The following is a 24300-nucleotide window of genomic DNA, read 5'->3' on the forward strand; positions in this document are numbered from 1 at the left end:
GACAGGCCTCTACCTCGGGGCGCGCGTCAGGACAACGACTCCCGCATGACCTTCGCGAGCGAGAGCAGGCGGGCGTTGTCGAACAGGTCCTCGAGCAGCACCACGTTGCCCGAAGGGTCCCCCAGCGGCACCTTCCAGTTGGGGTACTCCTGGTCCGTCCCGGGCTGGTTCTGCGTGCGACGCTCCCCCACCGCGTCGGCGAGCGAGACGCCGACCAGCACCGCGGGCGTCTGGGCGATCAGGACGTGCAACGCCTCGACGAGCTCGCGCTCGGACGGGTCGTCACCGATCAGACCGCGCTCGGCGAGGAACGCGACCATGCCGTCCCGTTCCGCACGCGCCGCCTGGCGGACCTGGGCGGCCGGCTCCGTGAGCAGGCCGAGGCGTTCGCGCAGGTCGACGTGCTCGCCCGCGAGGTACCCCGCGGTCGGCGGCAGGTCGTGGGTCGTGACCGTCGCGAGCGCGAGCCGGCGGAACGCCTCGGGGGCCAACGGGCCGCCGCCCTCGCCCTTCTCGAACCACAGCACCGAGGTCCCGAGGATGCCCCGCTCCGCAAGGTAGTCGCGCACCCAGGGCTCATACACCCCGAGGTCCTCACCGATGACCATCGCACCGGCGCGCTGGGCCTCGAGGCACAGGATGCCCACGAGCGCCTCGTGGTCGTAGCGGACGTAGGCTCCCGCATCGGCCCGCGCCGCGCCCGGGATCCACCAGAGGCGGAAGAGGCCGATGACGTGGTCGACCCGGATCGCGCCCGCGTGACGCAGCACAGTGCGCAGCAGGTCACGGAAGGGGGCGTACCCGGCACGCGCCAGCGCGCGCGGGTCCCACGGCGGCTGCGACCAGTTCTGACCCTGCTGGTTGTACATGTCGGGCGGCGCACCGACCGTCACGCCGCCCGCGAGGACGCCGCGGTGCGCCCAGGCGTCGGCGCCGTGGGGGTGCACGCCCACCGCGAGGTCGTGCATGATCCCGATCGACATCCCGGCGTCCAGGGCCGTGCGCTGCGCGACCTCGAGCTGCTCGTCGGCGACCCACTGGAGCCAGCAGTAGAACTCGACCTGGTCGTCGAGCTGCTCGCGCAGCGCCGCGACCGCGGGCGACGCCGGGTCGAGGGCCAGGGGTGGCCAGTCGCGGTCACCGAAGTGGTCGGCCAGCGCGCACCACGTCGCGAAGTCCTCGAGCCCCTTGCCCTGCTCGGCACGGAAGGCGTCGAACGCGGCCTGGCGCGCGGTGGACCGGGGAGCCGCGAAGACGACCTCGAGCGCGGCTTTCTTGGCCTCCCACGCCGCGTCGCGGTCGATCGGCCCGGCGTCGGAGCTCAGGTCACGGACCGGGTCGAACGCCCACTCGACGAGCGAGCGGTCCGCCGCCGAGAGGTAGGCCGTCTCGCGCACGTCCTCGACGCGGATGTACAACGGGTTCACGAAGCGCCTGCTCGTGGGCAGGTACGGCGACGGGGTCATGGGCGTGCGTGGCTCGGCCGCGGCCAGCGGGTTGACGAGCACGAAGTCGGCCCCGGCGCGGTGCGCGCCGAGCCAGGCGAGGTCCGCGAGGTCCGCGAGGTCGCCCACGCCCCACGACGCCCTGGACCGCACCGAGTAGAGCTGGGCCATGAGCCCCCAGGCCCGCCCCTCGCGCACGGCCGGGGGCAGCTCGAGCCGCTGCGGGGTCACGACCAGGGTCGCCCGCGCGCCCGTGCCCTCGCTCGTGGCGTGGAGCTCGTGCCAGCCCAACGGGAAGTCTGCCGGGACGGCGAACGTCGCACGCCCGATCGCGCGCCCGTCGACCGTGCGTGGTTCGACGTAGGCGTCGACCTGCACCAGCGCGCGGCGTTCGCGCACCGCCGGTGCGGTCGACCGGAAGCCGGGCTCCTCGACGGGTTCGAGCTCTGCCCACACCTCGACCGGCGCACCGTCCGCGACGTGCACGGGGAACCGCACCTCGTCGCCCTGGCGCACCACGACCGTCGGGGGCAGCATCTGCCGCCACTCGTCGTCGACCGAGTGCTCGAGGCTCACGGCGACCTTCTCGGGGGACGACGCCGGCACGCCCAGCGCCTCGAGCACCGCGACCAGCGTCTGCGCGCTCACCTGGCGCCGTGTGCCGTCGAAGCCCCAGAAGTCGGGCGCGACACCATGGGCCGCGGCCAGCTGGACCAGCGGTTCGGGCACGTCGGCCGTGACATGTTGTGGAACGCTCACGAGGGTGATCCTGCCAGAGCGCGGGGGCCACGGCAGACCTTGGGCGCGGTGTGGCGCGCGTGGTCGCCAGGTTCAGCCCCCCGAGCGCCCGCGCACACCCCCCGCCCACCCTCCACACCGGCCCTCCGCAGGACCCGCCCGCCGGCTCCCGGTGAGGCTCGTCACGTGCGGCGGGAGACGCCGTCGGGGGCCGGGTCGAGGCAGGTAACCTGCCCAGATGGCTTCTCCGACCCCGTCCCCCACCGACCTCGGCGACCAGATCGCCGGGCAGGCCAACGTCTGGCTCGAGTGGTTCCTCGGCACGCCGCTGCGGATCATCCTCATCGTCGTCATCGGCTCGATCCTGCTCGCGGTCCTGCGCCGTCTCATCAACCGCGTCACGGAGCACATCGCCGACGGCACGCCCTTGACCGAGCGCCGCGGCATGAAGGGGCTCAAGGGCCTCAGCCAGTCCGCGGTCGGCACCGTCCTGCTGCGCGCCAACCCCCTCGCGAACGCGCGGCGCGCACAGCGGGCCCGCACGATCGGCTCCGTGCTGCGCTCGACCGCGAACATCCTCATCGGGTCGATCCTCGTCCTCATGGTCCTGACCGAGCTGGGCATGAACATCGCCCCGTTCCTCGCGTCGGCCGGGATCGTGGGCGTCGCCCTGGGCTTCGGCGCGCAGAGCCTCGTCAAGGACTTCCTGTCGGGCACGTTCATGCTGCTCGAGGACCAGTACGGGGTCGGGGACTCGGTCGACTTCGGGGTCGTGGCCGGGACGGTCGAGGAGGTCGCGCTGCGTGTGACGAAGGTCCGCGACGCCGACGGCACGCTCTGGTACATCCGCAACGGCGAGATCCTGCGCACGGGCAACAAGTCGCAGGAGTGGGGACGGGCCTCGGCCGAGGTGCACGTCGCGTACTTCGCCGACCTCGACCAGGTGGAGCGCGTCCTGCGGGAAGCGGGCGAGGCGGTCGCCGCGGACCCCGTGCTGGGCACCTACCTCCTGGAGCCGCCGGCCGTGTCCGGCATCGAGTCCATGACACCCGAGGAGATGGTCCTCAAGGTCTCGGTCAAGACCCAGGCGTCGATGCAGGGCGAGATCTCCCGCGCACTGCGCACGACGGTCCGCGAGCGCCTCGCCGCCGCCGACGTGCCGCTGGCCGGGGCCGAGCGTCCGGGAGCCGTCGCCGAGGCTCCCGAGGACGGAGCAGCGCAGGTCGGCGGCCCGGCCCCGGTGCCCGCCCACGGCACGGCCCCCGCGCCCGCCGCGGTCCCTGCCCGGGACGCGGTGCACAACCGCGACACCGCGCAGAACCGGGACGCCCTGCAGGCGCGCGACACGGTGCAGCCGAAGGACGAGGTGCAGGTCAAGGACTCCGTCCAGACCCGCGACGCCCTGCGCGACGACCCGTCGCAGTCCGACCGGTAGCGGCTACGCGCTCAGGTCCAGGACAGGAGGGGCTCCCCGGCCTCGACCCTCCGGCCCGGCTCGACGAGCAGCGTCAGGAGCGACGGGTCCCCCTGGAGCGCGATGACCGAGCACACGGTCGCCAGCCCCAGGGCAGCCACCCGCAGCGGCTCCCAGGAGAGCAGGGTCGCACCGGCCTCGACACGGTCCCCCGGCTCGACGTGGAGCTGGAGCCCCTCTCCTCCGAGCCGGACCGTGTCGACGCCCAGGTGGACCAGGACCGTGCGGCCACCGTCGACCTCGAGCGCGAAGGCGTGCGGGAAGAGGGAGCCGACCGTGCCCGTCGCAGGGGCCACGACGGTCGAGATCCCGTCCCCGTCGAGCGCAGGTTCGATCGCGAGGCCGGGCCCCGCGAACGACTGGGCGAACACCGGGTCGGGGACGTCGGCCAGTGCCACGACCGTGCCGCTCAACGGGGCACCGACGCCCAGGACCGGCCTGTCCGTGGACGGGCCGGTCCGCGCGGAGGGATCGGTCGGTGGCATCAGCCGGGTCAGCGCAGGGCGTCGAGCTCGGCCGCGAGGTTGTCGGCCTCGGGGCCCACGATCACCTGGATGACCCGGCCCGAGCGGACCACGCCGAAGGCCCCCGTGGCCTTGAGCCCGACCTCGTCGACGAGGGCCGGGTTGGTCACCTCGACGCGCAGCCTGGTGATGCAGGGTTCGAGGTCGATCACGTTCGACTGTCCGCCGAGCGCCTCGAGGATCTGCTGTGCCTTGCTCATCTACGAACTCCTGACTCCTGTGCTGCGGGGCGCCGTTGCCGGGGCGAAAGCCTGCGAACAGGCCTCTTTCTCTCACCCTAGTCTCACGAAGCGTGGTGACGAGGGACAACTGCGGGCGATTTCCGTCGCCAGACGGCGCCACGCACCCTGCGCGAGCCACGCACGGTGCAGGCTGGTCCCGCCACACGCGGCCCGTCCCGCCCGGCCGCACCGCCGCCGCGGGCGACCCGCACGCCCGGGCCGGGCGACGCCGTCGGGCCGTATCGCGTCCTCCGCCGGGCGGCCCGCACGACCCGTGGCCCGCTTGGCGCTCCGCTCGCGGCTGGGGAACACTGCGAGGTAGGGGAACCCGGCCGACCGTCGGGACCGGACGAGCTCAGGAGGACGTCGTGGCCAGCGAGGAACAGCGGACGATCACCGGTATCGGGGTGTGCCCCGGGAAGGTCGTCGGGCCGGTCGTCTTCCTGCCCGAACCGCTCGCCGAGCCCTCCCCCGGACTCCGGCTGGCGCCCACGGCCGACCTGCGCGCCGAGGCCGACCGCATCCCGGTCGCGGCCGCCCAGGTGCAGGCCGACCTCGACCGCGCCGCGGCCTCCGCGACCGGGGACACGCGAGACGTCCTGGAGGCCACGGCCGCCATGGCCACCGACCCCACGCTCGCGGCCGACGCCGAACGGCGGGTCGTCGAGGAGCACCTCATCGCCGAGCGCGCCGTGTGGGAGGCCGCCGAGTCGGTCGCCCAGCAGTTCGAGGCCCTCGGCGGGTACTTCGCCGAGCGCGCGCACGACATCGCGGACGTGCGCGACCGGATCGTCGCGGCGCTCTCGGGACGCCCCGCCCCCGGCGTCCCCGACCACTCCGAGCCCTTCGTCCTCGTCGCGCTCGACCTGGCCCCGTCGGTCACGGCGAGCCTCGACCCGGCGCGCGTGCTCGCGATCGTCACGGACGGCGCCGGACCGACCTCGCACACCGCGATCGTCGCCAACGCCATGGGCATCCCCGCGGTCGTCGCCGCGGCCGGGGCGAGCGCGGCGCTCAGCGCCGGGGACACCGTCCTCGTGGACGGGTCGGCCGGGACCGTCCTGGTCCGACCGACCGACGAGCAGGTCGCGGCCGCCCGCGCGCTGGCCGCGACGGTGCGGACCTTCTCGGGCGAGGGACGCACCGCGGACGGTCACCGGGTCCAGCTCCTGGCCAACATCGGCGACCCGGCGGGGGCCGCGCCCGCCGCCGCTGCCGGGGCCGAGGGTGTGGGGCTCTTCCGGTCCGAGTTCGCGTTCCTCGACCGCGAGGAGCCGCCCACGATCGCCGAGCAGGTCGCGGCCTACCGCACGGTCTTCCACGCCTTCCCCGGCCGCAAGGTCGTGATCCGCACGCTCGACTCGGGCGCCGACAAGCCCCTGCACTTCCTGTCGGTCGACGACGAGGAGAACCCTGCCCTGGGGGTGCGCGGGCTGCGCACGGCCGAGAAGTGGCCCGACCTCCTGGAGCAGCAGCTCGAGGCAGTCTCGCTCGCGGCCGCGGCCGAGGAGGCCGTGGTGTGGGTCATGGCCCCCATGGTCTCGACCGTCGCCGAGGCCGAGTGGTTCGTCGCCCGGTGCGCGGCCCACGGGCTCGACACCGCGGGCGTCATGATCGAGGTGCCCAGCGCGGCCCTGCTCGCCGGTCCCGTGCTCGCCCGCGCGCACTTCGCCTCGATCGGCACCAACGACCTCACGCAGTACACCATGGCGGCCGACCGCCTCCTCGGCTCGCTCGCCGAGCTCAGCGACCCCTGGCAGCCCGCGGTCCTCCAGCTCGTCGCAGCGACCTGCCGCGGCGGGGACCTCCAGGGGCGGCCCGTGGGCGTGTGCGGCGAGGCGGCGTCGAACCCCGTGCTCGCGGCCGTGCTCGTCGGGCTGGGCGTGTCCTCGCTGTCGATGACGGCGCGCGCGATCCCCGACGTCGCCGCGCTGCTCGGTGCGGTCACGATCGCCGAGTGCCGCGAGGTCGCACAGCTCGCGCTCGCGGCCGAGAGCGCGGCCGACGCGCGTGCCGCGGTGCGGGCGGCCCTCCCGCAGCTCGACGACCTGGGGCTGTGAGCAGCGCGACAGCGGCGAGCGTCACGTCGCCCGGGCGCCACGACCCGTCGGGCCGGATGGGATGATGGCCGCGTGACCAGCGATCCCGTCCCCCACCCCGGTGGCTCGCCCGCGCCGGCTCCTGGCGGCTCCCCCGCTGCCCTCCCGGTGAGCGCCACGACCCCGCGCCTGCGCGAGTCCGTCGCGTCCTCGGACAGCTTCTACGACGCGATCGGGGGGCACGAGACCTTCGTGCGGCTCGTCGACGTGTTCTACGAGGGCGTGGCTGCGGACCCCGTGCTCAAGCCCATGTACCCCGAGGAGGACCTCGGCCCCGCCAAGGTCCGGCTGACGATGTTCCTCGAGCAGTACTGGGGCGGACCCACGACCTACTCGGAGCAGCGCGGCCACCCCCGCCTGCGCATGCGCCACGCCCCGTTCAAGGTCAACCCCGACGCGAGGGACCGCTGGCTCGCCCACATGCGCGCCGGGGTCGACTCGCTCGACCTCGCCCCGCTGCACGAGGCCACGCTCTGGGACTACCTGGAGCGGGCCGCCCACTCGCTGATCAACACCTTCGAGGAGTGACGTGACCGACGTGACGGCCCCCCAGACCCAGCAGCCCGACCAGCCCGACGAGACCGCCCGCGATGCCCAGGCCACCCAGCCTCAGCCCCTGCGTACCAAGGTCACGGCCGACGAGCTCGCGCGCGACCCGCTCGGCAACCTGCTGCGTGCGCTCCGGCTCGAGCAGAAGCCCGCCGACGACTCGCGCTCCGACGGGGCCGACGTGCGCTTCGGCGGCCTGAGCGTCGACCAGCCCAACGCCCGCATCTACGGCGGTCAGGTGCTCGCCCAGGCGCTCATGGCCGCGGGCCTGACGGTCGAGGGCGACCGCCGGCCCCACTCGATGCACGGCTACTTCCTGCGCGCGGGCGACCTCGACGCCCCCATCGAGTTCGCGGTCGAGAAACTGCGCGACGGCCGCTCGTTCAGCGCACGCCGCACGCACGCCGTCCAGCACGGCAAGCCGATCCTGTCGATGATCGCGTCGTTCCAGGAGGAGCAGGACGGCGTCGAGCACACCTCGCCCATGCCCGAGGCCCCGGATCCCGAGACCCTGCCGTCGGCGTTCGACGAGCTCGGCAAGATCCCGCACCCCGCCGCGCGCTCGCGCTCGCACGAGGCCGCGTTCGACCTGCGCCACGTGGGCGGCTCGCTCTACCTGGGCCCCGGTGCCGAGCGCACCGACCAGCAGATGGTCTGGATGAAGGCCCGCGGCCCGGTCGAGGGCGACCAGCTCCTGCACCGCGCCCTCATGGCGTACGCGTGCGACCAGATCATGCTCGAGCCCGTGCTGCGCAAGACCGGGTCCAGCTGGGTCACGCCCGGTGCGTCGATCGCGAGCCTCGACCACGCCATGTGGTGGCACCGCGACGCACGCGTCGACGAGTGGCTCCTCTACGTCCAGTCCTCCCCGAGCGCGCAGGGCGGGCGGGGCCTCGGCGCCGCGCGCGTCTTCACGCGCGACGGTCGCCTCGTGGCGAGCATCGCGCAGGAGGGCATGCTGCGGCTGCCGGTCTGATCGAACCCCTGACGAGCGAGTCGCCGGGGCGCGGGGCAGGATGACCGGATGGTCCGCCTGCGCCGTGTCTCGGTCTCCTCTCCCGGGTACGGCCGACGCCGCCGTGGCAAGGGGTTCTCGTACCTCGACGTGGACGGCTCGCGCCTGACCGACCCGGACGAGCTCGCGCGGTGCACGCGCCTGGTCGTCCCGCCCGCCTGGTCCCAGGTGTGGATCTGCCGGTACCCGGACGGTCACATCCAGGCGTTCGGGTACGACGACGCAGGGCGCGGCCAGTACCTGTACCACGACCAGTGGCGCGAGCGCAGGGCCCGTCGCAAGTTCGACCACGTCCTGGCGGTCGGTGCCCGGCTCCCGGCCGCGCGCCGCCGGGTCGCCAAGGACCTCGCGGCGGACGGGATGCCACGGGCCAAGGTCCTTGCGCTCGCGTTCCGGCTCCTGGACCTCGCGTACTTCCGGGCCGGCAGCGAGGCGTACGCGAAGCGCAACGGCAGCTACGGGCTCGCGACGCTGCGCACCGAGCACGTGCGCGTGCGGCGCGACGGCTCCGTCCACTTCCACTACCCCGCGAAGTCGGGGCAGGTGCGTGACGTCGTCGTCGAGGACGAACGGGTCCGCGAGGTCGTCACGACGCTCGTGCGGCGTCGGGACGCGGGCGACCTGCTCGCGTGGCGCGAGGAGACACCGGACGGCGTCGTCTGGCACGACGTGACGAGCTCGGACGTGACCGCCTACCTCAAGGAGCGCCTGGGCGAGGACGCGACCGCGAAGGACTTCCGCACCTGGCACGCCACGGTCCTCGCGGCGCGTGCACTGGCCGACGCCGGTCCCCCGCCCCGGTCCGATCGCGCCCGGCGTGCGGTGGTCGCGGGCGTGGTCCGGGACGTCGCCGACGAGCTCGGCAACACCCCGGCCGTCGCGCGCTCGTCGTACATCGACCCTCGCCTGGTCGACCTCTGGGAGCGTGGGCAGACCATCGCACCGCTCCTGGGCGGGCGCCGCGGCCAGGCCGCGGCCGAGCGCGCGGTGCTGGACCTGCTGGCCTAGGCGCGCACCCGGTCCGGGCGCCTCGGGGCCGCACGTGCCTCACGGGACGAACGGCCCTTCCTGAGAGTCTCCTGGACGTGCTACGTTCTGCCGCCATCTCTTCACGTTCAAGCACGGAGCATCGACGATGATCTTCTTCGGCTGGGGCCGCAAGGCCAAGTCTCAGCACATCTCTCCAGAGCAGGCGCTGGTCCTCGCCTACACCTACGTCCACATCTTCTGGCTCTTCCGCATCACGGTGCCGCGGGAGTACAGCCTCGCGACGCTCACGCCGTCGGGCTGGGCCCAGCGCCCCCTGACCGCGGACGAGACGACCAGCGCCCGGGGCGAGCTCTCGATCCACTGGTGGTGGAAGTGGGGGCTCGCGATCATCGGCGTGCCGTTCTTCGCGATCTTCGTCCTGGCGCTCGCCCTGCCCGCCTGACGCTCGCAGGCCCCAGGGGGCGGCCGGTCGCGAGCGGCCGCCCCCCGGGTCACCATGGGGAGCACCATGACTCCCACCGATGACGCCGCTCCCCAGTCCACCGCCACCACCCCTGCCGGCGGGCCCGCCGTACCCGTCGCGGGGGCCCGACCCCTGACCGTCGCCGTCACGGGGGTGACGGGCTACGTCGGCGGCCGCCTCGTCCCCGAGCTCCTGGACGCCGGGCACCACGTCCGCGCGATCGCCCGCCGCCCCGAACGCCTGGCCGGGCGCGACTGGGCGCAGCACGTGGACCTGGTCCGGGCCGACGCGGCGGACCTCGACCAGATCCGCGACGCCCTGCGGGGTGCGGACGTCGCGTACTACCTGATCCACTCGCTCGGCACGGGCCGCTCGTTCGCGGCCCGGGACCGGCGTACGGCCCTGACGTTCGCCCGGGCGGCCCGCGAGGCGGGGGTCGGGCGGATCGTCTACCTGGGGGGGCTCTTCCCCGACGTCGACGACGCAGACCTGTCCCCGCACCTGGCCTCGCGCAAGGAGGTGGGCGAGATCCTGCTCGCCTCGGGCGTCCCGACGACGGTCCTGCAGGCCGCGGTCATCCTCGGCTCGGGCTCGGCGTCTTTCGAGATGATGCGCTACCTCACCGAGCGCCTGCCCGCGATGACGACACCGCGCTGGGTCGACAACCGCATCCAGCCGATCGCGATCCGTGACGTGCTGCGCTACCTGGTCGGCAGCGCGACGATGCCCCCGGACGTCTCGCGCGCGTTCGACATCGGCGGGCCCGACGTCCTGACGTACCGACAGATGATGCAGGGCTACGCCCAGGTCGCCGGGCTCCCGCGACGGGTCATCGTGAGCGTGCCGGTCCTGACGCCGCGCCTGTCGAGCCACTGGGTGGGCCTCGTGACCCCCGTGCCCGCGAGCATCGCTCGCCCGCTCGTCGAGTCGCTCGTCCACGAGGTCGTGTGCGACGAGCACGACATCGCGCAGTACGTCCCCGACCCGCCCGGCGGGCTGATCGGCTTCCGCCGCGCGGTCGAGCTCGCGCTCCAGCGCGTCCACGACGGCGAGGTGACCACGCGCTGGTCGTCGGCCGCGGTCGAGGGGGCGCCGAGCGACCCCCTGCCCTCGGACCCCGACTGGGCGGGCGGCTCGCTCTACGTCGACGAGCGCCGTCGGGTCGTCGACGCCCCGGCCGACGTCCTGTGGTCCGTGATCGAGTCGATCGGCGGGCAGCGCGGCTGGTACTCGTGGTCGCTCGCGTGGCGGGTGCGCGGACTGCTCGACCGGCTCTCGGGCGGGCCGGGCCTACGACGCGGACGCCGCGACGAGCGCACGCTCGTGGTCGACGACGTCCTGGACTTCTGGCGGGTCGAGGCGATCGAACCCGGCCGGCGCCTGCTGCTGCGCGCCGAGATGCGGCTGCCGGGCCTCGCGTGGCTCGAGCTGCGCGTCGACGAGTCGGCCGAGGAGATCACCGGGCCCGACGACGTCGGTCCCGCTCCCGAGGACGCGTCCGGGCCGGGCCGGTCCTACTTCGCGCAACGGGCGCTGTTCCACCCGCACGGGCTCGCCGGGCAGGCGTACTGGTGGTCGGTCAAGCCGTTCCACGGGGTCGTGTTCGGGGGCATGCAGAAGAACATCGCCGAGGCCGCGGAGCGGGCTGCGCAGCAGCAGGCCGGGAGGCAGCCCCAGGAACAGGCCGGGCGGACCGCCGCTACTCCTCGAGCGCGGTGAGCATCCGGTCGACGAGGGCGAACGCTGTCTCGCTGACGACCATCCCGGCGAGCGTGACGTCGGTCAGGTCCGCGTAGTCCTCGATGAGCTCGCGGATGTCCTCGTCGAGCACGCCGGGCCGGTGCACCGCCCCGCGCGCCGGGACCGCGCCCGAGACGAGGTCGAACGTCAGGGACGCGATCGCGGCGAGCAGGGGCTCGTCGGCCGCGACGAGCCGCGCGATCGCCGCGCGGCCCGCGGCGGAGGTGGCCTCCCCCGTGACGGCCTGGAACGCGAGCAGCGCGACCTGGAGCGTCGCGGGACCGTGCAGGAAGGACGCGTCGAGGCCCGGCAGGACCTCCTGCGCGGCGAGCAGCACCTCGAGCTGGAGGTCCACCTGGTCGGCAGGCTCGCCGGGGAGGTGCGCCGCGCCCATGGTCAGCAGGAGCAGCGCGACCCCGCTGCGCACGTCCTCGGGCTGGCGGTCGTCCCGGACGACGGCCGCGAGCACGCGCAGCGCGGGTACCGACACCTCGTAGAGCGCACCCTCGTGGTTCACGACCTGCCACAGCAGGTCCAGGGCCTCGTCCTGCTCGGCACCCGCCGGCCCCACCACGGCACGCACCAGGGCAGGGATCACGTCGGCCGCGCCGAACGCCCCCTGGTAGGCGGCCCAGTCCACGGCGCCGAGCTCGATCTCGACGTCCGAGACGGTCGGCTCAGGATGGGGCAGAACGGGCAGAACGTCTTCGGGTCCGGCGTCGACGGCCACGTCGGCGCCCACAACCTCTACGGTGTCCACGCGCGCATCATGACATCTACCGGGGGCATCCGTCACGGTCGTGTTCGTCACCGGACCTGCGGACGTCCCACCTCGGGGGGCGAGAGCGTCCCCGACGTCGACCGAGCGGTGGTGCTCAACGCCCCCGGCGACGGAACTCGAGCGGCTCCTCGACGAACGGCTGCCAGGCCGCGCGCTCGGCGTCGGTGATCCGTCGGGGCGCTCCGCTCGCCGCGTCCACGACCACGATCGTCGTCGCGGCCTTGGCGTACGGCCTGCTGCCGATCGACGGCCCCGTGCGCTCCGCGCCGTCGGGCCACTCGGTGTGCACCTCGTAGCAGACCTCGAGGCTCGCCCCGCCCAGGTGCCCGAGCCACATCTCGACGCGCACCGGGCTCCGCGTGAACCCCAGGGGCCGCAGGTACTCGATCTCCTGCCGAGCGACCAGGGTGTGCGACGTCGCGTGCGGCCCCGTGTCGAGGACCGCCGTCGGCCAGCTCTCCTCGATCGAGGCCTCGGGGTGACGCCAGAACGCGGTGATGCGGGCATCCTCCAGGAGCCGCAGCATCTCGACGTTGTTGACGTGCTGGTAGGCGTCGAGGTCGGACCAGCGCAGGGCTACGGGGACGTGCAGGCGGGTCATGGAAGTCCTTTCTTCGCGTGGGCTCGCGCCTCTCGTCCGCCGGTGATCGGCGGCGAGGCACCCGGGTCACCTTACGCCCGCCTCAGGTCGCCGCGACCTGGGCGGCCACGCGGCACGTCGTGAGCGCCGAGAGCTCCTCCGCGACGGGAAGCCAGACGAGGCGCCCGGCGACCTTCCCGATGCTCTCCCGCAGCCTGCGCCGGGCACGTGCGGCTCGCCGTCGGGCACCGAGCGCGCTCGCCGCGCGCGCGACCAGCGCCAGCGCCAGGCCGACCACCACCCCGCCCACGACCATCACCGTCGGCCACGGGAAGCCTCGCCACACCGGGGTCTCGGGGGCCGGGAGCTGAAGGTACGCGAGCACCGCGAGCACCCCCAGCCACACCAGCCCGGCGAGCAGGAGGGCCAGCACGACCCACTGGAGGAAGCCCGCGACGCCCCACCAGCGCGGCCGTCGAGCCGCCTCGAGCTCGGTGCTCGCCACGGCCTGGTCCAGCGCGTCGGCCAGTCCCCCGGTGCTGTCCGTCACGCGCGCCCGCGCCGCGAGCGCCCAGTCCTGCGGAGCACCGGCCGTCATGGTCGCGACGTACTCCCGGACCGCGACCTGCGCACGGGCCGCGACCGTGGGCGAGGCCCGCGGGATCGACGTGCGTGCAAGGTCCGGTCGGTCCGAGCCGCGCGTGAGCCCGAGGCGACGCAGCGGGTCGACCCGGAGCCTCCCGATCCAGCGCGTGGGAGGCCAACCGGTCGCGGCGCGGGCGCGCCGGTTCGCCGAGCCCCGGACGGCGTCGACCACCGTGGGCACCCCGGCCGCCGCCTCGAGGGCGTCCACGAGGCGGGCCCGGGCCACGTCCTGCGACCGCTCGGACACCTTGTCGCCGCACGCGTCCGCGACCCGTCGCGCGACACCGCGCACGTCCGCGACCAGGCGGGCGACCGCGGCCTCACGCCGCGCAGCGGCCTGGTCCAGGAGCGCGTCGAGCTCGTCGACCCCCTGCCCCGTGAGCGCCGAGACGCCCAGCACGCGCGCCGCGGCGAGGCCGTCCTCGGCCACGAGCCGGCGCAGGTCCGCGAGGCACGCGGTCGCCTCCTCGGGGGTCAGGCGGTCGATCTGGTTGAGCACGACCACGACGACGTCCCCGTGCCCCGCGAGCGGGCGCAGGTAGCGCTCGTGGAGCGCCGCGTCCGCGTACTTCTGCGGGTCGACGACCCACACCAGCAGGTCGACGCGCTCGACCAGCCGCTCCGCGACCGCCCGGTGCTCGGTCACGACCGAGTCGTGGTCGGGCAGGTCGAGCAGCACGAGCCCGTCGGTGGCCACGGCCGCACGGTCCGCGGCGTGGTGCCGTTCACCGACCTCGAGCCAGTTCAGAAGAGGGTCCGCACCCGGTCCCCAGACGACCGCCAGGGGCCGTGACGTCGTCGGGCGCGTGACGCCCGCGCGGGCGAGCGGCGCGCGCGCGACCGCGTTGAACAACGACGACTTGCCCGAACCCGTGGACCCCGCGAGCGCCACGACCGTGTGCTCGGCCGAGAGCGCGCTGCGCGTCGCGGTCCGCGCGAGGACGGCGCGCGCGTCGTCGAGCAGGTCGTCGGGCACGCGCCCCGTGCCGGCCGAGACCGCGGTCTCGAGCGCGGCGACGCGCGCCGTGAGGTCGAGGCGGGCCATCAGCTCTCGTCCTCGGTGGGTAGGGTCTCGCCGGGCCCGTCGTCGCGGGCACCGAAGAGCCTGCGCCAGAAGCCGGGGCGCCCGGCGGCCGGGGCCTCGCCCGGCGCGTCCTGGGGCGCGGGCGACGGAGAGGCGTGCGCGCCGCGCAGGGCCCCCGCCGGCCCGACGACGACGCTCGCGTCCCCCGTCGCGTCCGCCACCCGGTCGCGGGCCCTCCGTTCGCTCCGCGCGGCCCTGCGCACCTCGTGCGCCGCGGCGCGCAGCGGGTCTCCCGTCGCGCTCCCCGTGCCGAGCGCGTCGAGCTGGACGGTGTAGCGCTGGGCCTCGGAGCCGAGGACCGCACCGACGCGGTCCGCGAGCCGGTCCTGCGCGGTGCGGGTCAGGCGACGGACCGCGTCGTCGCCGAACACGGCCTCGAGGAGCTTCTGCGCGAGCACCGCGGTCCCGCCCGCGATCCCGATCTCCGCCCCCGTGATCCCACCCGTCGAGGCGAACACGAGGATCATGAGCGCGACGCCCAGACCGTTGAGACCGAACGAGAGCGCGCGGGCCGTGCCCCGCCTGGCGGCGGCCTGCTCGCTCACCAGGGCCAGGACGTCGGACTGCCAGCCCCGGATCTCCTCCGCGACCCGCGTCCGCAGCGAGGCCGAGGCGCGGGACAGGTCGAGACCTTCGAGCAGCACGGCTCCGGCCGGGTCGGCGCGCCACGCGCGGTAGGTCCGCTCGGCAGCCTCCTCGGCCGCGTCGAGCACCACGGACTCGAGGCCGTGCGTGATCGCCTCCTCGACCTCCGGGACCTTGCGGCCCCGGCCGCGGAAGAATCCGCTGATCGCGTCGCGGACCGACCCGACCTTCTGCTCGACCGCCCGGAAGAACTCGCCCGTACCCACGAAGTCCTGCCAGCGCGCGAGGACCTCGCCGCGCAGCATGGCGCCGTCGCTCGTCGCGGCCAGGACCGTGCGCCGGGCGTCCTCGTACGCCGCGTCCACGATCGCCCGGAGGTGGACGTCGGCCTCGTGCTGGGCGTCTACCGCCGTCGCGAGCTCGCTCGCGCGACGGACCAGGTCGTCGACCACCCCGTCGCGCGTCGCGTCGATCACGGCCGAGCGCGCGCCCGCGTCACCACCGAGCGCGGTCAACCAGCGCGAGATCTCGCTCACCGCCGGCTCGGGAAGGAAGCCGTCGACGAGCCGCGCCTCGGGGACGAGGAAGATCGGCGCGTCGCCCAGGCCGTTCTCCGAGGCCAGACGCCGAAGGTCGGCACCGACGGCCTCCGCGCCGGGGTCGACGCGGTCCAGCACGAGCGCGACCTGCGCTCGCCGGGTCGCGGCCTCGTGGAGCAGGTCCCACGGCACGGCGTCGGCGTAGCGCGCGGCCGTCGTCACGAAGAGCCACAGGTCCGCGGCCCCCAGGAGCTGCGCCGCGAGCTCACGGTTCTCGACGACGACCGAGTCGACGTCGGGGGCGTCGAGGAGCGCGAGGCCCTGCGGCAGGACCTCGGACGCGACCAGCCGCACCGAACGGTGCGCCCCGTCCCCCGCCCCGTGGTCGACCGGGCCCAGTGCGCGCGCGAGCCCGGGCAGGATGCGGTCGGTGCTGAACCAGCGCGCGTCGAGCGGGTGGTGCACCAGCACCGGGGAACGGGTCGTGGGTCGCAGGACCCCCGGCACCGTGACCTTCTCCCCCAGGACCGAGTTCACGAGCGTCGACTTGCCCGCCCCCGTCGAACCTCCCACCACCACGAGCAGCGGTGCGCTGCGCGACCGCAGGCGCGGCAGCAGGTAGTCGTCGAGCTGGTCGACCGCGAGCGCGAGGGTCCGACGGTCCTCCTCGACACCCGGCGTGACCAGCGGCAGGCGCTGCGCGGCGAGCTCGCCGCGCAGGACGTCGAGGGCCGCGACGAGATCGTCGGTGCCCTGCGCCGTCCGCGCGGGCGCGTGCTCCGAGCCGGGATCCGCCGCGACGTGGCGGCCGTGACCGGCGTCGTCGGGCCGCTCACCGCCGGTGCTGGACGCGCGGGAGACGCCGTCTTCGCCGTCGGGGGCACCACCTGCGGGCGGGCCGGCGTCGTCGGTCGGGTGGGTCATGGGCCTCAGTCTGCCCGACGCGGCGCCCGGGCGACCGGTGAGCGCGCCGGGACGCCGAAGGGCCCCGGCGGATCGCCGGGGCCCTTCGGTCGTGGTGCCGCCCGTCAGGGGACGAGCACCGGTCGTGCGCTGGTCAGTCGCGCGTCAGCTTGCGGTACGTGACGCGGTGCGGGCGCGCCGCGTCGGCACCGAGGCGGCTGATCTTGTTCTCCTCGTACGAGGCGAAGTTGCCCTCGAACCAGTACCAGTTCGCCGGGTCCTCCTCGGTGCCCTCGTACGCGAGGATGTGCGTCGCGACGCGGTCGAGGAACCACCGGTCGTGCGAGACCACGACGGCGCAGCCCGGGAACTCGAGCAGGGCGTTCTCGAGCGAGCCCAGGGTCTCGACGTCGAGGTCGTTGGTGGGCTCGTCGAGCAGCAGGAGGTTTCCACCCTGCTTGAGGGTCAGCGCGAGGTTCAGACGGTTGCGCTCACCACCCGAGAGCACGCCGGCCGGCTTCTGCTGGTCCGGGCCCTTGAAGCCGAACGCCGCGACGTACGCGCGCGAGGGCATCTCGACGTTGCCGACCTTGATGAAGTCGAGCCCGTCCGAGACGACCTCGAACAGCGTCTTCTTGGGGTCGATCCCGCCGCGCGACTGGTCGACGTAGGAGATCGACACGGTCTCTCCGACCTTGAGGTCGCCGCCGTCGAGGGGCTCGAGGCCCACGATGGTCTTGAAGAGGGTCGTCTTGCCGACACCGTTGGGGCCGATGACCCCCACGATGCCGTTGCGCGGCAGCGTGAAGCTCAGCCCGTCGATGAGCCGGCGGCCGTCGAAGCCCTTCTGCAGGTTCTCGGCCTCCAGCACGACCGAGCCCAGACGCGGGCCCGGCGGGATCTGGATCTCCTCGAAGTCCAGCTTCCTGGTGCGGTCCGCCTCGGCAGCCATCTCCTCGTAGCGCGCCAGACGCGCCTTCGACTTGGTCTGGCGGCCCTTCGCGTTGGAGCGGACCCACTCGAGCTCGTCCTTGAGACGCTTCGCGAGCTTCTGGTCCTTCTTGCCCTGGATCGCCAGGCGCTCCTGCTTCTTCTCCAGGTACGTGGAGTAGTTGCCCTCGTAGGGGTACAGGCGACCGCGGTCGACCTCGCAGATCCACTCCGCGACGTGGTCGAGGAAGTAGCGGTCGTGGGTCACGGCGAGGATCGCGCCGGGGTACGACGCGAGGTGCTGCTCGAGCCACAGGACGGACTCGGCGTCCAGGTGGTTGGTGGGCTCGTCGAGGAGCAGCAGGTCGGGCTTCTCGAGGAGGAGCTTGCACAGGGCGACACGGCGGCGCTCACCACCCGAGAGCACCGACACGTCGGCGTCCGGCGGCGGGCAGCGCAGAGCGTCCATGGCCTGCTCGAGCTGGGAGTCGAGGTCCCAGGCGTCGGCCGCGTCGATGGCCTCCTGCAGGGTGCCCATCTCGGCGAGCAGGGCGTCGAAGTCCGCGTCCGGCTCGGCCATGAGCGCCGAGATCTCGTTGAACCGGTCGAGCTTGCCCTTGATCTCGGCCACGCCCTCCTCGACGTTGCCGAGGACCGTCTTCTCCTCGTTCAGCGGCGGCTCCTGCAGCAGGATGCCGACCGAGTAGCCCGGGGAGAGGCGGGCGTCACCGTTCGAGGGCTGCTCGAGGCCGGCCATGATCTTCAGGATCGTGGACTTGCCGGCACCGTTGGGGCCGACCACACCGATCTTGGCCCCGGGAAGGAAGTTCAGGGTGACGTCGTCGAGGATGACCTTGTCACCGTGCGCCTTGCGCGCCTTGTACATGGAGTAGATGAACTCAGCCACTGGCTCTGTTCCACCGTTCGATCGCTCGCGGGATGCTGTGCGCCCGCCCCGGACCCGGGGGTGCCCCGGTCGGGGCGGGCGTCTTCGACCCCCCAGCCTACGCGGTCGGGCCTCAGCGCGTCGCCAGGAGCCGGCCCGTCGAGGTGTCCGCGGGGTTGTCTGCGTCCACGCCGTCGGTGAGGTCCGCGCCGTCGTCCGACGAGCCCCCGACGTCCCCGGCGCCCGACGGTGCGGCGACGTCGTCCACGAGACCGTGCTCGGCGTCGTCGTCCTCCGGGAAGGGATCGTCCCCCACCCCGCCCAGGTCCCACATGCTGCCGTCGCCAGGGCCCGGTCGCAGGCTGCCCGTCGGCTCGCCGGACCCCGAGGTCCCCGAGCCCGGGACGGCCCCGAGCGACCCGGATGCCGGGGCGTCCTGGGCACCGTCGGGCTGGGCGGGGCGGACGACCGTGTTGGTGAACTGCGCGCGACCGCGCGTCAGGTCCGGCCCGAGCGCGCTCGCCTCGATCACGAGGTTGGTGCGCGGGCCCTCGGGGCTCGTCCACTCGTCGACCGCGAGGCGGCCCGTGACCACGACCGCGTCGCCCTTGCGCAGCGACGCCGCGACGTTCTGGGCCATGGCGCGCCACGCCTTGACGGTGAACCAGATGGTCCGCCCGTCGACCCACTCGCCGCGCGAGCGGTCGAGGTAGCGCGTGGTGCTCGCGATGCGGAAGCTCGTGAAGTCGTTGCCGGTCGGGGACGTGAAGAGCTTGGGGGTCGTGCCCATGAAGCCTGCGAGCGTCACCGTGACGTCGTTGCCCATCGTTCCTCCTGGGTGCGGGGTCGGCCTGGTGCCGACCGCGCGCTCAGGCTGACGGTTCGCGCGTCGCGGCGTCCTGGGCCGAGGGCCCGGCTGTGGACACGTCGCTCAGATCCCTGGCTGTGGGCAACGTCAGAGGCCCGGTGAGCGGTGACGCCTTGCCCGTGTCACGCGCCGACTGCGCCAGCTCGCGGACCCGGCGGTGCTCGTCGAGGAGCTTCTGCGTGGGCCTGCCCATGGTCTCCTGCACCACCCGCTCGACGGCGCCACGGCCCGACGCCAGCACCGTCGCCTCCCGGCGACGCGCCAGCGTGCGGCGGATCTGGATCCCGGCCAGGAAGAAGCCCAGCGCGACCAGGACCGCTGCCCCCGCCACGATCGCGGACGTCGCGACGAGCGCCCGGTCCAGGTCCAGCACCCCCGCCGAGCTGAGGATCGCGAGCGCCCCCGTGAGCACGGCGACGCCGATCGCCACGAGCGCCGTGGTGCGCGTCACGCGGGCCGAGGACGGCCCGCGGGTGTCGAGCGAGACCTTCGACAACGCGCGCTGCGTCTCCTCGACCAGCCGGTCCGCGGGGGCCACTGCCTCGTCGAGCGCGCGCTTCCAGCCCGGACGCAACGCCTTGCCCGCCCGGGCAAGCCACCGGCTGCGGGACAGCGCGACCGCGTCGGTCTGCGGCGGGGCGAACTCGGGACGGCCGTAGCCGTTGCGGACCGCTGCCGCGACCTGTCCCGCGACGGCCGCCAGTCCCGTGGCCTCGCCGATCGCGACGACCTCCTCCTCGACCGCGGTGCTCATGGTCCACGGCACCTCGCCCGGCGTCTGCTCGAGCAGCAGCGCGCCCGCCCGGTCGAGCTCGCCCGCGACCCGGCTCGCCGCCACGCTCCGGCGCGCCACGGCCTGCTCCAGGAGCTCGCGCACCTGCCCCAGCCCCTCGCCCGTGCGCGCCGAGACCATGGTCACGTACACGCCCGAGAGCCCGTCCTCCTCCAGGAGGCGCCCCATGTCCGCGACCAGGTTCCCGCGCTGCGTCGTGGGCACCGTGTCGATCTGGTTGAGCGCCACGACCATCGACGCCTCGAGCCCGACCGACTTCTGCAGGTAGCCCGAGTGCAGGGCGTCGTCCGCGTACTTCTGCGGGTCCACGACCCACACGAGCAGGTCCACGAGCGGCAGGACGCGGTTCACGACCTCCTGGTGCGCAGGCTGGATCGAGTCGTGGTCGGGCAGGTCCAGCAGGACCAGGCCCTCCAGGCCCTGCTCGGCGTCACCGTCGAGCTCGCTGCCGCGCGTGATCCGGCGCTCGGGGTCGACGTCCAGCCAGTCGAGCAGGGCCGTCGCCCGGTCGCTCCACGAGCACGCCGTGATGCGGGCCGTCGTGGGCCGCTTGGCACCGACGTCCGCGAAGTTGAGGCGCGAGACGCGGTTGAACAGGCTCGACTTGCCGGAACCCGTGCCGCCCGCGAGCGCCACGACCGTGTGGTCCACGCCGAGCGCGAGGCGCTCGCGCACCCCACCGATCGCGGTCCGGATGCGGGCCGCGACCTCCGGGTCGAGCCGGTCCCCGGCAAGGTCCAGAGCCCTCGCGAGGTCGTCGGCACGGGCACGGAGCTGGGTGTCGTGGGACGTCATGAGAGCCTCCTGAGCTCGGCGAGGCGTAGGCGCAGCCCGACGGCGGCATCCGGTGCGAGGGCGGGGACGTCGAGACGTTCGTGCAGGTCGACGGCCTCTCGGGCCACCAGGACGGCAGCACGGTCCGCGAGGTCCGAGGACAGGGTCGCGACCGACGCGTCCCCGGCGTCGCCGAGCAGGCTGCGCACGAGGCGAGCGGCGTCGTCGGACCCCGCGGCGGCCGTGAGCAGGAGCGCCGCGACGCCCGTGGGTCCGAACGCCTTGACGGCGGCCTCGGCCCGGCGCGTCTCGGCGGTCTCCTGCGGTGCGATACCGGGCTCGTCGATGCCCCGCAGGGCCTCGACGGCGCGGTCGGCGACGGCGACCCACTCGTGGACCTGCGTCGCCGCAGCCTTCTCACGCGCGGCCTCACGGACCGGGTCGCCGTGCTCGGGGGCGAACGCCGGTCCACCGGGGGGTGCTCCCGGGCCGGACAGCGCGGTGCGCAGGGCATCGTCGGCGATCGCCCCCGCCGCGACGAGCGTCCGGGTCGCCGCGGCGCGCACCTCGTCGAGCAGCGGTTCGAGCGCGGCCTCCCGCGAACGACCCCTGCGCCGGGTCGAGCGCGCCAGGCCGTGCCGGACCTTGACACGGTCGATCTTCTCGGCGCCCGCGAGCTGGGCCCAGCGCGAGGCGACCGAGCCCTCCGCCACGACGCCCGCGACGACGGCCCCACGTGCCGCGGACTCCGCGTCCGGCAGGGCGCGCTCGACGGTCTCGCGCAGGACCTCCGCGGCCTCGACCTGCTCCTGCACCGCGTCCGCGATCCCCGTGACCCAGGCGGGCAGCGCGGCGAGCGAGCCCTTGAGCGTGCGCACGATCACGGCGCGCGAGCGGTCCGGGCCCGCGAGCATGGTCAGCCAGCGCGCGATGGGCGCGACCGTCGCGCGGTCGAGCATGCCCTCGTGCGGGCCGACATCGGGGATCACGAAGAGCGGGACCCCCTCCATGCCGTGCTCGCGCAGACGCGCCAGGAGGTCACCACGGATCGTCGTGAGGTTGTGCTGCGGGACGCGGTTGAGGACCATCGCGACGCTCGCGCCACGCTCCATGGCCTGCCCGAGCGCGACCCAGGGCAGGGCGTCCCCGTAGCGCGCGGCCGTGGTCACGAAGAGCCACAGGTCCGCGGCCTCGAGCAGCTGGGCCGCGGTCGACCGGTTCTCCGCGAGGAGCGAGTCCAGGTCCGGGGCGTCGAGCAGCGCGGTGCCGCGCGGCACGCCGTCGTGCTCGACGACGCGTGACATCGCGGTCGTGGGGCTGTGCACCAGGACGTCCACGTCGAGCGGGTTGTACGCGAAGACGGGCTCGCGCGTCGTCGGGCGCAGGACCCCGGCCTGCGAGACCTCCTCGCCCAGCAACGAGTTGTACAACGTCGACTTGCCCGCGCCCGTGGACCCCGCGACCACGACGACCGCGGGCGAGGACAGCTCCTTGAGGCGCGGCAGCAGGTGCTCGTCGAGCTGGTTCAGGAGGCGCTTGCGGGCCTCCTCGACGTCGGCGGCACCCGCCAGGTCGAGAGGGAGCCGGACGTCGGCGACGTCCCGGCGCAGGTCCCGGCCCACGTCGTAGACCGTCGTCCCGAGCTCCTCGGGGGCGTTTCCAGGCGTGTTGCCGGGCGTCCTGCCCGAGGCGGAAAAAGCCCGCGGGGCACGGTCGGCAGCATGTCGGGTCGTCACCCGTTCATCTTCTGTGGTTACCGAGGCGATGCCAAACGCGCGCGCCGATGACCGGGTGACGGAGTGCGGCCGACCCGGGTGAGATGGCTGGCCGGGGACGTGCGGCAGGTACGAGGTGGCGTGCGACACGTCCGCCTCGCGCGCGTGCGCGCAGGTCACGGCCGGATCCCACTACGATGGTCCCCGCGCCCCGATAGCTCAATGGATAGAGCAACGGCCTTCTAATCCGTAGGTTGCAGGTTCGAGTCCTGCTCGGGGCACCCCTACGCCTGACGCGAGATCTCACGTCCCGCGCCCTCACCGCGTCTTCAGGACGAGCCCGTCCACCCGTCGCGGAGGTACTCCCATGCTGGCCGTCCAGAACTCCACCCACGTCACGATCGACCCGTCCATCCTCTACTTCGGGACCCCGGTCGTCCTCGTCAGCACCGTCGGCGCCGACGGACGGCCCAACCTCGCCCCGTTGTCGTCGATCTTCTGGTTGGGCCACACCGCGGTGATCGGGGTGGGGGCCAGGTCGCAGACGGCGATCAACCTTCGGGAGACGGGCGAGGTCGTGCTCAACCTCCCGTCGGTCGAGCAGGTCTCGGCGGTCGACCGGATCGCGCTCACGACGGGCCGCGACCCGGTCTCGGCACGCAAGTCGTCCGTGGGGTACCGGTACGAGCCGGACAAGTTCGGGCGCGCTGGCCTGATGCCCGTCGCGTCGGACACGGTGTCGGCGCCGAGGGCGGGCGAGTGCCCCGTGCAGCTCGAGGGTCACGTGGTGGACGTCCATCCGTTGCGCGGCGACGACCCGGTCGCCGCGGGGAGCATCCTCGCGGTCGAGATCGCGGTCACGCGGGTGCACGTGCACGAGTCGATCCGGCTCGCGGGCTCGACCCACCGGATCGACCCCGACCGGTGGCGCCCGCTCATCATGAGCTTCCAGCAGTTCTACGGGCTGGGCGACCGGGTGCTGCCGTCGAGGCTCTCGTCGATCGACGAGGAGTGGTACCGCTAGCAGTCGTCGCCTCGCCGCCCAGGCGATCTCCGCCGTCGGGGCGACCGTGCTGACGGCTCCCCTGTGGGCGGCCGCCCGGCCCGTCGTGACGGTCCGGTGACGGGCACCGTGCCCGTGGTCGGCTGAGCGCGGCACGCTCGGGTCGGGGGTCGTGCCCACGAAGCGACAACAATTGTTGGCGCTCTGCGGCAACACCACCCCGCCCCCCAGCCACTGGTGAAGCCCCAGGAGAAGGTGCGCCGTCCAGCGGAAGGAGGCGTCAGCCCCCGAGCCCGGCGCCTTCGAGCACCCCGTCCAGGAACACCGACACGTCGGCGAGCTCCTCGGCGCTGATCGAGTGCGGCAGCCCCGCGTACTCGACGTCGGTCACGTCGGTGAACCGCGGGAGCCAGGCCGAGGTCCGCTCGGTCGCGTCACGCGAGATGACCGGGTCCGCGTCGCCGTGCCCGAAGAAGACGGCCGGCCGGCGCTCCGCGAGCGCGTCGTCACCGGGCAGCGCCGCGTCGAGCACGAAGCCCGAGAGCACGACCCCCGCCGCGAAGCGCTCGGGGGCCGTGCGCAGGAGCTGGGTCACCATCAGGCCGCCCTGCGAGAAGCCCACGGGCACGACGACCGTCCCGGGGGTCACGTTCGCGTCGAGCCACGCGAGCACCGCGTCGGTGGACTCCGCGACGGGTGCGGGGTCGGGACGTCCCGGCACGCCCAGCGGGAACCACGAGAACCCGCCGATGCCCGCGTCGAGAGGCGCGCGCAGCGACGCCCAGTCCCAGACCGGGTGAAGATGACCGGCGATCGCGGGCAGGTCGTGCTCGTGCGAGCCGAACCCGTGGAGCAGGAGGAGGAGGGGGCGGCCCGCCTGGTTGCTGCCGCGGACGTGGACCGTGATCGGGGAGCTCATGCCGAGAATCCTGACATGGGGAGTTCTCTCCCTTCCC

The 24300-nt window shown here is 74.0% G+C and carries 20 protein-coding genes and 1 tRNA gene; 9 read left to right on the plus strand and 12 right to left on the minus strand.

Going from position 1 to position 24300, the window contains the following annotated elements; genetic code table 11:
* Window positions 1-26: 26 nt before the first annotated feature.
* Window positions 27-2204 carry a 4-alpha-glucanotransferase gene (gene malQ / locus JOD49_RS04225; RefSeq protein ID WP_205306106.1) on the minus strand — a complete coding sequence of 726 codons (2178 nt, stop codon included), beginning with the start codon at window positions 2202-2204 and terminating at the stop codon, window positions 27-29.
* A 217-nt stretch (window positions 2205-2421) separates the two neighbouring features.
* On the opposite strand from malQ, the gene JOD49_RS04230 reads away from it, so the two are divergent.
* Window positions 2422-3618 (plus strand): mechanosensitive ion channel family protein, encoded by a 1197-nt coding sequence (locus JOD49_RS04230; RefSeq protein ID WP_205306107.1) that lies wholly within the window; start codon window positions 2422-2424, stop codon window positions 3616-3618.
* Window positions 3619-3629: 11 nt separating this feature from the next.
* On the opposite strand, the gene JOD49_RS04235 is transcribed toward JOD49_RS04230, so the two are convergent.
* Together JOD49_RS04235 and JOD49_RS04240 are read right to left on the minus strand one after the other, a co-directional pair.
* On the minus strand, window positions 3630-4142 hold the full coding sequence (locus tag JOD49_RS04235; RefSeq protein ID WP_205306108.1) for a PTS sugar transporter subunit IIA: 513 nt from the start codon (window positions 4140-4142) through the stop codon (window positions 3630-3632).
* Window positions 4143-4150: 8 nt separating this feature from the next.
* Window positions 4151-4381: a PTS sugar transporter subunit IIB gene (locus JOD49_RS04240; RefSeq protein WP_205306109.1), complete on the minus strand. Its 231-nt coding sequence runs from the start codon at window positions 4379-4381 to the stop codon at window positions 4151-4153.
* A gap of 389 nt (window positions 4382-4770) precedes the next feature.
* Between JOD49_RS04240 and ptsP the strand changes: the two genes are divergently transcribed.
* The 6 genes from ptsP (at window position 4771) to JOD49_RS04270 (ending at window position 11237) form a co-directional block, all read left to right on the plus strand.
* A complete protein-coding gene (gene ptsP, locus JOD49_RS04245; protein ID WP_205306110.1) occupies window positions 4771-6462 on the plus strand; it encodes a phosphoenolpyruvate--protein phosphotransferase in 1692 nt (563 codons plus the stop codon).
* Window positions 6463-6609: 147 nt separating this feature from the next.
* A complete protein-coding gene (locus JOD49_RS04250; protein WP_372441350.1) occupies window positions 6610-7029 on the plus strand; it encodes a globin in 420 nt (139 codons plus the stop codon).
* 88 nt (window positions 7030-7117) lie between these two features.
* Entirely contained in the window at window positions 7118-8026 is a 909-nt protein-coding gene (locus JOD49_RS04255; protein ID WP_205308797.1) for an acyl-CoA thioesterase, read from the plus strand.
* A 48-nt stretch (window positions 8027-8074) separates the two neighbouring features.
* Window positions 8075-9073 (plus strand): DNA topoisomerase IB, encoded by a 999-nt coding sequence (locus JOD49_RS04260; RefSeq protein WP_205306111.1) that lies wholly within the window; start codon window positions 8075-8077, stop codon window positions 9071-9073.
* A gap of 127 nt (window positions 9074-9200) precedes the next feature.
* Complete coding sequence (locus JOD49_RS04265) at window positions 9201-9497, plus strand: hypothetical protein (protein WP_205306112.1); 297 nt, start codon at window positions 9201-9203, stop codon at window positions 9495-9497.
* 66 nt (window positions 9498-9563) lie between these two features.
* A complete protein-coding gene (locus tag JOD49_RS04270; protein ID WP_205306113.1) occupies window positions 9564-11237 on the plus strand; it encodes an SDR family oxidoreductase in 1674 nt (557 codons plus the stop codon).
* Here the strand turns inward: JOD49_RS04270 and JOD49_RS04275 are convergent.
* The 8 genes from JOD49_RS04275 to JOD49_RS04310 form a co-directional block, all read right to left on the minus strand.
* Window positions 11218-12018: a hypothetical protein gene (locus JOD49_RS04275; RefSeq protein WP_205306114.1), complete on the minus strand. Its 801-nt coding sequence runs from the start codon at window positions 12016-12018 to the stop codon at window positions 11218-11220. The genes JOD49_RS04270 and JOD49_RS04275 overlap by 20 nt on opposite strands.
* Before the next feature lie 115 nt (window positions 12019-12133).
* Entirely contained in the window at window positions 12134-12640 is a 507-nt protein-coding gene (locus JOD49_RS04280; protein ID WP_205306115.1) for an acyl-CoA thioesterase, read from the minus strand.
* An 82-nt stretch (window positions 12641-12722) separates the two neighbouring features.
* On the minus strand, window positions 12723-14309 hold the full coding sequence (locus JOD49_RS20470) for a GTPase family protein (protein ID WP_205306116.1): 1587 nt from the start codon (window positions 14307-14309) through the stop codon (window positions 12723-12725).
* Window positions 14309-16396, minus strand: coding sequence for a dynamin family protein (locus JOD49_RS04290; protein WP_205306117.1), 2088 nt, complete (start codon window positions 16394-16396; stop codon window positions 14309-14311). Before JOD49_RS04290 ends, JOD49_RS20470 begins: the two co-directional genes overlap by 1 nt.
* A 133-nt stretch (window positions 16397-16529) precedes the next feature.
* A complete protein-coding gene (ettA, locus tag JOD49_RS04295; protein ID WP_205306118.1) occupies window positions 16530-18212 on the minus strand; it encodes an energy-dependent translational throttle protein EttA in 1683 nt (560 codons plus the stop codon).
* 112 nt (window positions 18213-18324) lie between these two features.
* Window positions 18325-19017 (minus strand): single-stranded DNA-binding protein, encoded by a 693-nt coding sequence (locus JOD49_RS04300; protein ID WP_205306119.1) that lies wholly within the window; start codon window positions 19015-19017, stop codon window positions 18325-18327.
* Between the two features lie 43 nt (window positions 19018-19060).
* Window positions 19061-20647 (minus strand): GTPase, encoded by a 1587-nt coding sequence (locus tag JOD49_RS04305; protein WP_205306120.1) that lies wholly within the window; start codon window positions 20645-20647, stop codon window positions 19061-19063.
* Window positions 20644-22362, minus strand: a complete 1719-nt coding sequence (locus tag JOD49_RS04310; protein ID WP_205306121.1) for a GTPase — start codon at window positions 22360-22362, stop codon at window positions 20644-20646. The genes JOD49_RS04305 and JOD49_RS04310 overlap by 4 nt, the downstream gene beginning before the upstream one ends.
* Before the next feature lie 187 nt (window positions 22363-22549).
* On the opposite strand from JOD49_RS04310, the gene JOD49_RS04315 reads away from it, so the two are divergent.
* Window positions 22550-22622 (plus strand) — tRNA-Arg (locus JOD49_RS04315).
* A gap of 86 nt (window positions 22623-22708) precedes the next feature.
* Window positions 22709-23365, plus strand: coding sequence for a flavin reductase family protein (locus JOD49_RS04320; protein ID WP_205306122.1), 657 nt, complete (start codon window positions 22709-22711; stop codon window positions 23363-23365).
* 259 nt (window positions 23366-23624) lie between these two features.
* Here the strand turns inward: JOD49_RS04320 and JOD49_RS04325 are convergent, their stop codons facing one another.
* Window positions 23625-24263 carry an alpha/beta hydrolase gene (locus JOD49_RS04325; protein ID WP_205306123.1) on the minus strand — a complete coding sequence of 213 codons (639 nt, stop codon included), beginning with the start codon at window positions 24261-24263 and terminating at the stop codon, window positions 23625-23627.
* Between the last annotated feature and the right edge of the window lie 37 nt (window positions 24264-24300).

Source organism: Oerskovia jenensis, assembly GCF_016907235.1.
GTDB lineage: Bacteria > Actinomycetota > Actinomycetes > Actinomycetales > Cellulomonadaceae > Oerskovia > Oerskovia jenensis.